We start from the raw sequence: 13,842 nt of genomic DNA on the forward strand, positions 1-13,842 counted from the left end.
AGTAGTTCACAAAATAAACGGGAATACTGACTAGTTATTTATTTGAATGTGCCTAAGTTATTTAGGATGTGAGGAATTTGAAAGAGATTTTTATTGAAAGAAGAGAATCTTTATTAAGAATTGGTATAAGAGAAAATGGAAAGCTTGTAGAAAGCATAGTAGAAGAAAAGAAAAATGAACCAATAATAGGTGAAATATATAAGGCAAGGGTAAAAAAAATAATTCCTGCTATTAATTCAATTTTTGTTGATCTAGGTTTGAATAAAGAGGGTTATTTGTATTATAGTGGAGAATTAAAAAATAAAGGAATAAAAAAAGGTGATGATATACTTGTTGAAGTTGTAAAAGAGCCTATTAATGATAAAGGTGCAAAACTTACTACTAAAGTTAGTATTCCAGGTAAGTATATAGTATTGAATTGCTATGAAACAGGTATTAAATTTTCTAAAAGGATAAATAATGAAGAAAAGAAAAAAGAAATACTAGAAAATTTAGAAGAGTTAAGTGATGTTTCAATAACAGTTAGAACAGAAGCGATTAATGTAGATATTAAAACTTTAAAAAGTGAAATTTCTAAGCTATACAGTGAATTTATAGAGATAGATAACAGTTTAAAATATTCTACTGAAGTCAAAAAAGTTTATGGTGAAGATTTAAGTTTATTTAGAATTTTAAGAAATACAATTGGACAGGATCCAGTAAAAATATATACTGATGCTCAATGTGATTTTAATAAAATTAAGAATTTTATTTCTAATGAAGAAAATGTAACACTAGAATTATATTCTGAAATGAGAAATATTTTTGATTTTTATGGAATTGAAAAAGAACTTTTAAAATTAAGACATAATAAAGTTAATCTTCCTTGTGGAGGTTCTATTATTATTGATAAAACTGAAGCTATGTATGTTATTGATGTTAATAGTGGAAAAAATATAAAGGGAAGAAGCTTTGATAAAACTATTTTAGAAACAAATTTAGAAGCAGCTAAAGAGATTGGTAATCAAGTAAAAGTTAGAAATTTAAGTGGTATAATTGTTATTGATTTTATTGATATGAGAGATAAATCTCAAAGAAATATTGTAATGAAAGCAATAGAAGAAAGCTTTGCATCAGATAAGGGAAATACTAAGATATTTCCTTTTACAGAATTAGATTTAGTTCAAATATCAAGAAGAAGACAAGGAAAAAGCATTTATGAATATATGGAAGAAAAATGTATGACATGTAAGGGGCAAGGAATGATATTAAAACTATCATATATTCAAGATCTTATAAGAAATGAAATCTTAAGAATAAAAGAAGAAAATAATATAAATTCTTTTTATATAGAAGTTGATAATGTATATAGAGAAAGAATAAAAGGTGATTTATTTAATTTTATGAAAGAAATAGATGGCATTGATAAAGAAATATATTTAAATTATGTTGAAAATATAGAAGGTTTTAAAGTAGAACCATTAATATTTCAAAGCCAAAAAGTTAATTTAGAAAAATATAAGATAACAGAATTTGACACAATTTAAGATAAAAAATGGATTATAATTATAAGACATATTTAAATGAATAATCGGTATGTTAGTTTATTTTGAGAACTACTCATTACTTAAAACTTATTAATATCACAACTATGAGAAAAGCCCAACTCATTGTATTTCACAAAATATCTGTGACATCTTTGACTTGTTATCGATTTTCATATGTCTAAAAACAAAAAGTATAATAAATTTATGCAATAAAATAGTGAATTTTAATTTACAAAAAAATAATAATGTGGTAAAATTGCTTTTGTAAACCGCACACGTAAGGTTTTAATAAACAAAGTTAAATCTTTGTACCAAAAGTGGCGAGTCCGTTAAATGAGGAGGTGTTTTAATGTACGCAGTATTAGCAACAGGAGGAAAGCAATACAGAGTTCAAGAAGGAGACGTTATATACGTTGAAAAACTTAACGCTGAAGTTGACTCTACAGTTGAATTAACAGAAGTTTTAGCAGTAGCTAACGATGAAGGAATGAAAGTTGGCGCACCAGTAGTTGAAGGTGCTAAGGTTACAGCTAAGGTTTTAGCTCAAGGAAAACAAAAGAAGGTTATAGTTTTCAAATATAAGGCTAAAAAAGACTATAGAAGAAAAAATGGTCACAGACAACCTTATACTAAGTTAGTAATCGAAAAGATAGAAGCTTAATATTATGATTAAAGTAAGAATTGATTATAAAGACAGTAATATTATTGGATTTGTAATAAACAATCATGCATTATGTGGAGATAGAGACTTTAGAAATGATATTTCTTTAGTTGGTGAAACATTTGATATGATATGTAATTCTGTTTCAGTCTTATCACAAAGCGTTATTATAGGTTTAGATGAAGTTTTAAAATTTAACTCGACTTATGAAATAAGTGATGGATATTTAAAGTTAGATCTTATCGGTTTTAATGAAAAAGAGATAGAACAAGCACAGGTTTTACTAGAGACTTTTGAAAAAAGCTTAGAAAGTGTTATTTTAGGTTTAGATCAAATGTTTGGAAGTAAAAAACGTAAAGAATATATAACTTTATTGAAAGAGGAGGTGTAACCTTATGTTAATTATGAACCTTCAATTATTCGCTCACAAAAAGGGAGTTGGTAGTTCTAAGAATGGTAGAGACTCTGAATCTAAGAGATTAGGAGTTAAATCTTCAGACGGAGAATTTGTTCTTGCTGGAAACATAATAGTAAGACAAAGAGGAACTAAGATCCACCCAGGAAACAACGTTGGAAGAGGTAAAGATGATACTTTATTCGCAAAAATCGACGGAGTAGTTAGATTTGAAAGAATGGGTAAAGATAAGAAAAAAGCTAGTGTTTACCCAGTAGATGTTGAAGCAATAGCTGAATAATTATTTTTGAAATAAAGCACCCAAGTAAGGGTGCTTTTTAAGTTATATTTAATTATTATAACTTTGGTAATTAAACATCATTTTAGATCATTTATGATTAAATTATTATATATTAGTTAAATTAATTATAATAGATTTTTAATGTGTTATAATAAAGTGTGATTTTTGAAGAATAATAATTAATAACATAAGAGTTTAATCGTAATTGAGTTTAAAGATATTCTAGTTATACAAAGAATTTAATTAAGAAGGGTGATAGCATGTTTATAGATAAAGCCAAAGTATTTATAAAGTCAGGAAAAGGTGGAGATGGAGCCATCTCATTTAGAAGAGAAAAATATGTACCGCTTGGTGGACCAAATGGTGGAGATGGTGGACGTGGTGGTAGTATCATATTTAAAGTTGATACTGGAATGACTACACTATTAGACTTTAAATACAAAAAAAAGTTTGTTGCAGAACCTGGTGAAAATGGTGGGGGTTCTAAATGCTATGGTAAAGATGGAGAAGATCTTGTTATAAAAGTACCAATGGGTACAATAATAAGAGAAGAAAAGAGTAATAAGATAATAGTAGATTTATCTCAAAAAGACCAGGACTTTGTAATTTTAAAAGGTGGTAAGGGTGGTAAAGGTAATGCTAAATTTGCTACTCCAACAAGGCAAGCACCACATTATGCTGAACCAGGAATGCCAGGAGAAGAGATATCAATAATTTTAGAGTTAAAATTATTAGCTGATGTTGGATTATTAGGATTCCCTAATGTAGGTAAATCAACATTATTATCAATGACAACAAAAGCTACTCCAAAGATAGCGAATTATCATTTCACTACTTTAAAGCCTAATTTAGGTGTTGTAGCAGTAGATGGAATTGAACCATTTGTTATGGCTGATATTCCAGGTATAATAGAAGGTGCAGCAGAAGGTGTAGGATTAGGAATTCAATTCTTAAAACACATAGAAAGAACAAGATTATTAATTCACATAGTTGATATTTCAGGTTTAGAAGGAAGAGAACCATTTGAAGACTTTGTTAAGATTAATGAAGAATTAAAGAAATATTCCGTTAAACTATGGGATAGACCACAAATTGTAGTAGCAAATAAAACAGATCTGCTTTATGATGATGAAGCTTTTGAAGAATTTGAAAGAAAAGTTAAGGAACTTGGATTTGAAAAAGTTTATAAGATGTCTGCAGCTACAAGAGATGGTATTGATGAAGTAATGAAAGAAGCAGCAAGAATGCTTAAGGAAATTCCGATTAAAGAATTAGAAATATCAGAAGATGAAATGTATGTACCAGAAGAAAAGAGATTTACATATACTATAACTGTTGATGAAGGTGAAGAATATGATACTTATGTTGTTTTAGGAACTTTTGTAGATAGATTATTAAATGCTGTAAATATACACGATGCTGATTCATTAAGATATTTCCATAAAGTATTAAGAAATAAAGGAATCATGAACGAACTAAGAGAAATGGGAATTAAAGACGGCGATGTAGTTAGATTAAATGATTTCGAATTTGAATACTTATTATAATAGATTTTGGAGGAAAAAGAATGTTAACTGGAAAACAAAGAGCATATTTAAGAGGATTAGCTAATGATATAGTTCCAATATTTCAAGTGGGAAAAAATGGTGTGGAAGAAAACTTTTTAACTCAAGTTGCGCAAGCTTTAGAAAAAAGAGAACTTATTAAAATCAAGGTTTTAGAAAATAGTGGTTTAGATACTAGAGAAGCTTCTGATTTTATATGTAAGGCTCTAAAATGTGAAGGGGTTCAAGCAATAGGTAGTAAAATGGTTTTATATAAGAAATCTAAAAATAAATCTAAAATAGAATTACCAAATAAATAATTAGATAAAATAAAACTCTTATTGTGAGAGTTTTATTTTTTTTGTTTTTATATACTCAAAAACATATTTAGATTTAAGATTTTGTTTTAGTAAAATGTTTGTATAGATATCACATATATTGAAAATAGAAACAAATTTAAATAAAAGTTAATATGTGTATTTTGTTTAGTGATTTTTAAGATTCATGTTAGTTTGAATTTTATAATATATATTATCTTCATGATATAATAATAAGTAACGAAAAATTAAAACTTATTAATTTAATTAATGTAATATATTTTTAGATTTGAAAAATAATAAATTAAGAGATTAATAAAAGTTATAATAATATTATTGCAAGTGAATACTGGGAGGAATTTTTAATGAAGCGATATGGTATAATAGGAGGTACATTTGATCCTATCCATTATGGTCATTTATATATAGCTTATGAGGCTATGAAACAATTAAATTTAGACAATGTGATTTTTATGCCAACAGGAAATCCACCTCATAAAGAAGGAAAAAAAGTAACTGATGCGTTAATAAGATATGAAATGGTAAATAAAGCTATAAAAGATTTTCCTAAATTTTCTATATCAAATTATGAAATTGAAAAAAAAGGATTCAGCTATACATATGAGACTTTAGAATATTTTAAGAATGATGATATTGAGTTGTTTTTTATTACTGGTGCAGATTGTTTAATGGATATAGAAACATGGGAAAAAACTGATGAAATATTATCTTTATGTAATTTAGTTACATTTTCTAGAGGTGGATTTAGTAATAAAAAATTAATTAAGCAAAAAGAATATATAGAAAAAAAATATAATGTAAATATAACTGTATTAGCATTAAAGAAATTAGAAATATCCTCAACAGATATAAGAGAAAGAATTAGGAGTGATAAAAGGATAGATTTTTTTGTTCCTAAATCTATAATAGAGTTAATAAAAAATAATAATTTATATAAGGAGGAATAAGATTTTGCTAAATATAGAGGAAATAAAATTATATCTTAAAGAAAATTTAAAATCTAGTAGATATAAACATACACTAGGTGTGGTAGAAACTGCAAAAAAATTAGCAGAAATTAATAATATATCAGTAGAAAAAGCTGAAATAGCAGCTCTTGCTCATGATGTAGCTAAAAATTTATCTTTAGAAAAGATGAAATCATTAATAGATAAGAATAATATTGAATTAACTGATACAGAAAGACAAAATTCTAATTTATGGCATAGTATAATTGCTCCAATAGAAGCTAAAGACAAGCTGAAAATTCATGATGAAGAAATATTAGATGCAGTGAGATGGCATACAACAGGAAAAGAAAATATGTCAGTTTTAACTAAGATTATATACATAGCTGATATGATTGAGCCAGGAAGAAGCTTTCCAGGTGTAGAAAAAATAAGACAAACTACATTTCAAAATTTAAATGAAGGTGTTTTATTAGGTTTAACAGAAAGCATGAAGGACTTATTAAATAGAAATTTAATAATTGATTTGAATACTATAAAAGCAAGAAATTATTTTTTATTAGGTATATAAAAATAGATAACAAGTCAAAGCTGTGCCGGATATTTTTTAAAATACCATGACTTGGATTCTGTTAATAGCCGTGTTATTAGTAGGTTTCAAGGAATAAGTATTTCCAAAAATAAACTAGCATGCGGACTAGTTATTTATTTGAATTTTACTTAAAAGAAACTATAGTTTAATGTATTTATAAATAATATAGGACTAAGTAATTAAAAACTTGCTGTTAGGGGTGAGAAGTAAGACATGGGGAAAAAAAGAACTAAAAGACATTATAAATCTAAGAAACCAAAGAAAAATATTAGATTTCAAAGAGTTTTGGAAGAATGTGGATTATTAATATCAGCTTTTATAATAACATTTATTATAGTTATTATAGGATCTGGAATTTTATTTTTAGGTAAAATAAATAAAAATAATATGATTGAGCCAACGAAGGTTTCAATGAATAAACCTGTTAATATTTTATTATTAGGAACTGATATAGGAGATCCTAATCAACCTAATAAGAAGTCAATAAAAAGAACTGATACAATTATGGTTTTGAATTATAACCCAGAAGATAAAAGATTACAAGTAGTTTCAATTCCAAGAGACACATTAATAGATGTTAATGGTAATAGTTATAAAATAAATGCAGCATATGCAATAGGTGGAGAAAAAAGAATAAAGTCAGAAGTTGAAAAGTTATTAAATATAACTATAAATTATATTACTGAGATTGACTATAAAGCATTTAGAGAATGCATTGATGCTATTGGTGGTATAAAAATGCCTATAGAAAGAAATATGATATACGATGATGAAGGACAAAATCTTCATATTAATTTTAGAAAAGGCGAAGTAGTTAAATTAGATGGAAAAAAAGCTGAAGAATTTTTCAGATGGAGAAAAAATAATGACGGTTCGGGATTTGCAAATGGAGATTTAGATAGAATTGAAAATCAACAAAAATTTATATCAAAGGTTATAGATAAATGTACAAGCCCTATGATTATATTTAGAGCTCCAAGTATAATAAAAGCTTTAGGAGATAATATAGACACTAATATGTCTTCATTTAAAATTTTATCTTATGGATTAAAATTTATTAAAATAGATTCAGATAAGATTACTATGAAAATTGCTCAAGGAATACCTAAAAATATACATGGACAATCATTTCTTGTTTTTGATAAAAATTTAAATAAGGATATAATAACGTCTTTAGCATCTTCAGGAAAAAGTACAGAGGGTGTAGCTAAATCTGATATTACAATAAAGGTATTAAATGCCACTAAAATTACTGGATTAGCAGCAACATTAAGAGATGAATTAATTAAGCTTGGTTATTCAAGAATTGACGTTGGAAATACTCAAGAAAGAAGTAAAAGCTCAATTTTAGCTAATAATGAAAATATTTTAAACAAGATTAAATCAAGTATAGGAATAGGTAAACTTGAAGAAAAACCTGATAAGCCGGAATATAAAGATTATGATGTAGTTATAATATTAGGTAAAGATTTTAAAAAATTTGAATAGTATTATATAATATTGAATTTATGATATTGAGTATTATAAAAAAACTATAGGCTTAACTAAAAATTAGAAAAACTAAGGGAGATTTTTAATAGATGAGCGTTTTAAAAGATAAAGTTAGTAATGTTGAAGGTAAGATAAAAATAAGAGAGTATTTAAAAGAAAAATTAGATTTATCAACTAGATTAATAAGAAGTGCATCAAAAGATCAAAGAATATATGTAAATAATTCTGTAGTTAGAATGAATTACATGGTTAAAAATGGAGATATTATAAAAATTGATTTAGATAAAAATGAAAGTCAAAATATAAATCCTGAAAAGATAGATTTAGATATAGTATATGAAGATGAAGATATTTTAGTTATAAATAAAAAACCATTTATAATAGTTCACCCAACTAAAAATTACCAAAATGGTACGTTGGCTAATGGGATACTATATTATTTTCAAGAAACAAATCAAAAATGTATTGTAAGATTAGTTTCTAGATTAGATATGAATACATCAGGACTTATTATAATAGCTAAGAATCAATTTTCTCATAGTAAGTTATCAAAAGATATGAAAGAAAAATTACAAAAAAGGTATTTAGCTATTATACATGGCAACTTAAAAGAAAAAGAAGGTACAATTGATTTACCTATTTATAAACCAGAAGGTATAGAATATGGAACTATGAGGGTAGTAGATGAAAGAGGTCAAAGGAGTATAACACACTATAAAGTAGTAGAAAGTTTTAAAGGCGGAGACTTAGTTGAATGTCTTTTAGAAACAGGTAGAACACACCAAATAAGAGTACATTTAAGTCATTTAGGTCATCCTATATATGGAGATGAATTATATGGAATGGGAAATGAAGAAGATTTAATAAAACGTCAGGCACTTCATGCTTATGGATTAGATTTTGAATCTCCAAGATCTTTAAAACCACTTTCATTAAGAGCTGATTTACCAGATGATATGAAAGAACTATTAGAAAAAATAAAATAGAAGAAGAAAGGATTTAATCCTTTCTTCTTCTTCTTCGTTTCTTTAATTTATTATCTTCTACTTTTGGTATAGATGTTGTAATTTCTAATAATCTTTTTTTTCTTTTCTTTTTCTTTCTAGTTTCTATTACTAATGTTAATGCAATAAGTAATACAACGCCACCTATACTAGCTCCTATAATTAAATTCTTTTCATTGTCTTTGAAAAAATAATCAATATCTTCTTTTATCGTGTAATGTCTAGAAGTACCAGCACATAAGTCTAATTTGCATAATTCTTTATCATTTAAGTATACAGTTCCCTTTAATATAACATCACCTTTATCAAAGGAAGCTCTTTTTAGATTTTTATGTTCAAGTTCAATACGAGTATTAACATTATTTTTATCTTCATTAGGAATTACATAATCTACATCTTTTGAAGCTATAAGAGGTATTGTTAAATCATGTCCTACTTTTATAGAATCTACTTCTTGTCCTTTTTTATACATACTAGAAAAGTAAAAGTTATTAAATCCATAATCAAAAACTGTTTTCATATCTTTAAAGTTTTGATTCTTATCTAATGCATTAAGATAAGCTGCTATTAAAATATGTCCATTATTTTCTGCTGCTATTGTATATGTATGATTAGCTTTAGTTGTATATCCATTTTTACCAGCAATGGTATATTTGTAATAATATTTTGAATTTTTATTTATCATATGATTCTTATTATTAACCCATATAGTTCTAGATGAATCATTTTTTATTTTTATTTCATGAAGCATAACTTTAGAGAGTTCTAAATAAGTTTTATTTTTAATAGCTTCATTCATAATAAGAGCTAAATCATGAGCAGTAGTTAAATGTTTAGGATTAGGTAATCCACTTGGATTTTTAAAATTAGAATTAACTGCTCCAATTTCTTTTGCTTTTTTATTCATAAGTACTGCGAATTTATCAGTAGAAGATGAGATATGACAAGCTAAAGCATTAGCAGCATCATTCCCGGATTCTAACAAAAGTCCAAGTAACAAGTCTCTTACAGTAACAATATCGCCTTTTAAAAGACCAATAGTAGTACCATCAATTTTTGTAAAATCTTCTTTAACTGCAACTTCTTCATTTAAATCACAATTTTCTAAAGTTATTATGGCAGTCAGTACCTTTGTAGTTGATGCAGGCTCCAAAACTTTATTAGGATTTTTACTAAATAATATTTCTCCAGTTGATGCATCCATTAAAACTGAACCTTCTGCATTAATTTCAGGAGGTGTTGCTACTGCCATTACATTAACAGATGAAACAAGAAATATAAGTAGGAAAAAAATAAGTGTTTTAAAATGTGATTTCATAACGTTCTCCATAATATTAAAATTTTTTATTACAATAGTTTTATTTTACCAAAGAAAAATGTATTGTGCTATAAAAATATTAATTTTCATAATAAAAATATATATTAATGTATATAATTTAAATAATTAATGATATTTATTGATAATCTTTCAATTAAATTTATTATTAGACTAAAATATAAATATTATATTGAAATAATTTTATTCATTAAAGGAGGTATGTTTTTTTGAATAATCCTAATAAAAAAATCGGAATAATTTCAATTTTAGTTATAGTGTTAGTGATATGTTTATGTATGTATGTTAAAAGTGGAAAGAATGAACTGGTGAAAAATGATAATAGCTCAATTTTTGTTGAAGATGAAAATTGTAATAGTGATGAAGAGGAAAAAATAGAGGAATTGAAGGATAAAAAAATAGTAGTTGAAATAAAGGGAGAAGTAAAAAATCCAGATGTATATAAGTTAAGTGATGAAAGTATAGTTAAAGATGTTATTGAAATTGCTGGAGGATTAACAGAAGAAGCAGATATATCTAATATAAATAGAGCACAAAAACTTAAAAATCATGAATTAATATATATACATAATAAGAATGAAGTAAAAGATTCTATAAGTTATGCACAAAATAATTTAAATATATTAAATAACAGTGGAAAAATAAATATAAACTGTGCACAAGTTGAAGAATTGAAAAATCTTAATGGAATAGGAGAAGCAAAGGCTAAAAGAATAATAGAATATAGAGAAAAAGTAGGTTCTTTTAATTCTATAGAAGATATTAAAAATATTGATGGAATTGGTGAAAAAAGTTTTGAAAAACTAAAAGACCAAATAGAAGTTTAAAATATTAAATAAATTTTCAAATATACATTTATGACTATATAATAAATAATTTGTATATTTTTGATATTGTCACATATTTGAAATATAATAATGATACAATAATTTATTGGATTATGGTATTCTAATAAGTAGTATTAATTTAAAAATATAATGTAAATTTATATAAATATAATTAAAATAAAAAAATTAGGGGGATTTTTAATGTCCAAAAGAATTTGCACGATACTAATGAGTTTAATAATTACAACATCATTAATTGGATGCAGTAGTACAAAAGATAATAATACTGAGGAAAATACTAATTCTAAAACTGTAACTGAAGTAAAAAAAGTAGATAATTCACAGGGGTCATGGGCTAAAGATTATAGTTTAGATAAAACAAAAGGATATTTTAAAGACTATTTGACTAAAATGGAAAAGGTTACAGAAGAACTTGGAATGGAATATTCTAAAGAAGAAGTAGTAAAAGAAGATGATGGAAAGCCTGTAACTGTTAATTCAATATATTTTGATAATGAAAAGCCAGATCCAAACAAAATGGAAAGTATGTTTTTTGGAATGAAAATATTTGGCGAAGATTTATCATCAGGAGTAATAGAATTAAAGCTAAGTTTAAATTTTGATAGTGCAGAAGCAATAAAAACTGGAAACTTTGATTTAGGAAATACATCATTTAATAAATACATAGATGAATTTACAGGACAAAGTAGTAGAGATTATTCAGAAATAAATAAAAAAATAATTGAAGGCTTAAAGAGCGAAAAAGGTGAAGGCTTAATAGAAAATTCAATAGATGGATTAAATGAAGAAATAAGATTTAATAAAGATTATATAGTATATAAATTAAGCACAAAAACTTATGATTTTAAAAATCCAGATCCAACTATAGAAAATAATAATTAATAAGGGAGAAAAATACATTGAGTAATGAAGAAAATAATATTAATGAAAAAGAAGAGACTATATTAAATGACACAAAATCAAATGATGAAACAAATAATAAAAGTGAAGAATTATTAACTGAAGAAAAAAAAGAGGACAATAGTAATGTTGAAAAGAACAAGCCATCATTACTAAAAAGAATATTTGCAGGTGTTATAGATCAAGTAGTTACACTTGCTATTTCAGGATTATTATTAATTGTATTTGATTTTATAATAAAGTTTATAGGATATATGGTAGCTATGCCATTAGGAATTCTAATTATATTTTATTTTATAATAAATGTAATATATATATCTTTAATGGATAGCACTAAATCAGGGCAAAGCATAGGAAAAAGAATTTTTAATATAAAGTAACTATAGGAGATAATATATGAAAAGAGGAAGCGAAGTAAAAGTTAAAATCGAAAAAACAAAATTCCCATCGACAGGTATAGGGCATTTAGAAGATAAACCAGTGTATGTAAAAAATACATACCCAGGTCAAGTGATAACAGGAAGAGTTAAAAAGAATAGAAAAGAGTATACAGAATTAAAATTAACAGGTGTAGAAGAAAGAGCAGATTATGAAATAGATCCACTATGTCCTCATTTTGGATTTTGCGGAGGATGCTCATCTCAAACTTTATCTTATGATAAGCAACTAGAAGTTTTAGAAGATGAAGTAAAAGATTTGTTTAAAGAAGATGAGGTAACTACAGGAAAATTTTTAGGTGTATTAGGAAGCTCAGAGCAATGGGAATATAGAAATAAGATGGAATTCACATTTGGTGATGAAGAAAAAGGTGGAGATCTTTCTATTGGAATGCATATGAGAGGTAAAGCTTTTGGAATAATGACAGTAGATCAATGTAAAATAGTTGATGAAGACTATAGAAAAATAATAAGATTAACTGCAGATTATTTTGGAAAACAAGACTTACCATATTATAGAGTTATGAAAAGAGAGGGATATTTAAGACATCTTGTAGTAAGAAAAGCTCAAAATACAGGGGAAATATTAGTAAATCTTGTTACAACTACACAAATAGATTTTGATTTAAGTGAATATGTTGAATTATTAAAATCTCAAGAATATAAGGGTACTTTAGTATCGGTTCTTCATACTGAAAATAATTCGTTTTCAGATGCAGTAATACCAGAAAAGGTAAATGTATTATATGGAAGAGACTATATACAAGAAAAATTATTAGGTCTTAATTTTAAAATTTCACCATTTTCATTCTTCCAAACAAATACAAAGGGAGCTGAAAGTCTTTATTCATTAGTTAGAGAATTTATGGGAAGTTCAGAAAATAAAGTTGTATTTGATCTTTATTGTGGGACAGGAACAATAGGTCAAATAGTTGCTCCTAATGCAAAAAAAGTTGTAGGAATAGAACTTATAGAAGAAGCAGTTGAAGCAGCAAAAGAAAATGCTAAATTAAATGGATTGGATAATTGTGAGTTCTTGGCAGGAGATGTAGCGGAAATAATAAAAACGGTAAAAGATAAACCAGATATAATAATATTAGATCCGCCAAGAAGTGGGGTTCATCCTAAAGCTTTAGATTACGTAATTAAATTTAATGCACCAGAAATAATATATGTTTCATGTAATCCAAAGACTTTAGTAACAGACCTTAAAGTGTTGGTAGAGAAGGGTTATAAAATAATACAAACACAAGTGAAAGATATGTTCCCGAACACACCTCACGTGGAGACAGTCGTGAAGCTATTAAAGAAATAGCCTGATATCAAAGGCTTTGAAGGATTTTAAGTGAATATTAAAGTGTGTTTTATGTTCCCTCAGACTACGGTTTGAGGGAATTTTTGGGTTAGGGGGTTGAACAAATACGCAAAAGTAGAGGGTTTTGCGTTAAGATTTAAGTTTTGAGTAATTGTGTAGCTTAAATATTTTCATAACAAAGATGTCTATATAATTATAATAAACTTAA

At 26.1% G+C, this 13,842-nt stretch carries 15 protein-coding genes; 14 read left to right on the forward strand and 1 reads right to left on the reverse strand.

Annotated elements, in window-relative coordinates; genetic code table 11:
* Nucleotides 1-77 precede the first annotated feature (77 nt).
* The 10 genes from BGI42_RS02715 to BGI42_RS02760 all read left to right on the forward strand — a co-directional run bounded on the left by BGI42_RS02715 (nt 78) and on the right by BGI42_RS02760 (nt 8,780).
* Nucleotides 78-1,526: an Rne/Rng family ribonuclease gene (locus BGI42_RS02715; RefSeq protein WP_069678845.1), complete on the forward strand. Its 1,449-nt coding sequence runs from the start codon at nt 78-80 to the stop codon at nt 1,524-1,526.
* A 349-nt stretch (nt 1,527-1,875) separates the two neighbouring features.
* A complete protein-coding gene (gene rplU / locus BGI42_RS02720) occupies nt 1,876-2,187 on the forward strand; it encodes a 50S ribosomal protein L21 (RefSeq protein ID WP_069678846.1) in 312 nt (103 codons plus the stop codon).
* Nucleotides 2,188-2,191: 4 nt separating this feature from the next.
* On the forward strand, nt 2,192-2,578 hold the full coding sequence (locus BGI42_RS02725) for a ribosomal-processing cysteine protease Prp (protein ID WP_069678847.1): 387 nt from the start codon (nt 2,192-2,194) through the stop codon (nt 2,576-2,578).
* A gap of 4 nt (nt 2,579-2,582) precedes the next feature.
* Entirely contained in the window at nt 2,583-2,882 is a 300-nt protein-coding gene (rpmA, locus tag BGI42_RS02730) for a 50S ribosomal protein L27 (RefSeq protein ID WP_069678848.1), read from the forward strand.
* 260 nt (nt 2,883-3,142) lie between these two features.
* Nucleotides 3,143-4,429: a GTPase ObgE gene (gene obgE, locus BGI42_RS02735; protein ID WP_069678849.1), complete on the forward strand. Its 1,287-nt coding sequence runs from the start codon at nt 3,143-3,145 to the stop codon at nt 4,427-4,429.
* A gap of 20 nt (nt 4,430-4,449) precedes the next feature.
* The gene (gene yhbY, locus BGI42_RS02740) at nt 4,450-4,746 is read left to right on the forward strand and encodes a ribosome assembly RNA-binding protein YhbY (RefSeq protein WP_069678850.1); all 297 of its coding nucleotides are present in this window, start codon (nt 4,450-4,452) and stop codon (nt 4,744-4,746) included.
* A 362-nt stretch (nt 4,747-5,108) separates the two neighbouring features.
* Nucleotides 5,109-5,711 (forward strand): nicotinate-nucleotide adenylyltransferase, encoded by a 603-nt coding sequence (gene nadD, locus BGI42_RS02745; protein WP_069678851.1) that lies wholly within the window; start codon nt 5,109-5,111, stop codon nt 5,709-5,711.
* A 4-nt stretch (nt 5,712-5,715) separates the two neighbouring features.
* Nucleotides 5,716-6,282 carry a bis(5'-nucleosyl)-tetraphosphatase (symmetrical) YqeK gene (gene yqeK / locus BGI42_RS02750; RefSeq protein ID WP_069678852.1) on the forward strand — a complete coding sequence of 189 codons (567 nt, stop codon included), beginning with the start codon at nt 5,716-5,718 and terminating at the stop codon, nt 6,280-6,282.
* Nucleotides 6,283-6,516: 234 nt separating this feature from the next.
* Entirely contained in the window at nt 6,517-7,791 is a 1,275-nt protein-coding gene (locus tag BGI42_RS02755; RefSeq protein WP_069678853.1) for an LCP family protein, read from the forward strand.
* A gap of 92 nt (nt 7,792-7,883) precedes the next feature.
* Entirely contained in the window at nt 7,884-8,780 is an 897-nt protein-coding gene (locus tag BGI42_RS02760; protein ID WP_069678854.1) for an RluA family pseudouridine synthase, read from the forward strand.
* Between the two features lie 13 nt (nt 8,781-8,793).
* Here BGI42_RS02760 and BGI42_RS02765 read toward each other — a convergent pair whose 3' ends face one another.
* Nucleotides 8,794-10,116, reverse strand: a complete 1,323-nt coding sequence (locus BGI42_RS02765) for a D-alanyl-D-alanine carboxypeptidase family protein (protein WP_069678855.1) — start codon at nt 10,114-10,116, stop codon at nt 8,794-8,796.
* A 227-nt stretch (nt 10,117-10,343) separates the two neighbouring features.
* Here BGI42_RS02765 and BGI42_RS02770 point away from each other — a divergent pair, with 227 nt between their 5' ends.
* The 4 genes from BGI42_RS02770 to rlmD all read left to right on the forward strand — a co-directional run bounded on the left by BGI42_RS02770 (nt 10,344) and on the right by rlmD (nt 13,634).
* Complete coding sequence (locus BGI42_RS02770; RefSeq protein WP_069678856.1) at nt 10,344-10,961, forward strand: helix-hairpin-helix domain-containing protein; 618 nt, start codon at nt 10,344-10,346, stop codon at nt 10,959-10,961.
* A gap of 201 nt (nt 10,962-11,162) precedes the next feature.
* Entirely contained in the window at nt 11,163-11,864 is a 702-nt protein-coding gene (locus BGI42_RS02775; RefSeq protein WP_069678857.1) for a hypothetical protein, read from the forward strand.
* Between the two features lie 17 nt (nt 11,865-11,881).
* Nucleotides 11,882-12,262: an RDD family protein gene (locus BGI42_RS02780; protein ID WP_069678858.1), complete on the forward strand. Its 381-nt coding sequence runs from the start codon at nt 11,882-11,884 to the stop codon at nt 12,260-12,262.
* A gap of 16 nt (nt 12,263-12,278) precedes the next feature.
* The gene (gene rlmD, locus BGI42_RS02785) at nt 12,279-13,634 is read left to right on the forward strand and encodes a 23S rRNA (uracil(1939)-C(5))-methyltransferase RlmD (protein ID WP_069678859.1); all 1,356 of its coding nucleotides are present in this window, start codon (nt 12,279-12,281) and stop codon (nt 13,632-13,634) included.
* Nucleotides 13,635-13,842 lie beyond the last annotated feature (208 nt).

This window comes from Clostridium taeniosporum (genome assembly GCF_001735765.2).
GTDB classification, from domain to species: Bacteria; Bacillota; Clostridia; order Clostridiales; family Clostridiaceae; genus Clostridium; species Clostridium taeniosporum.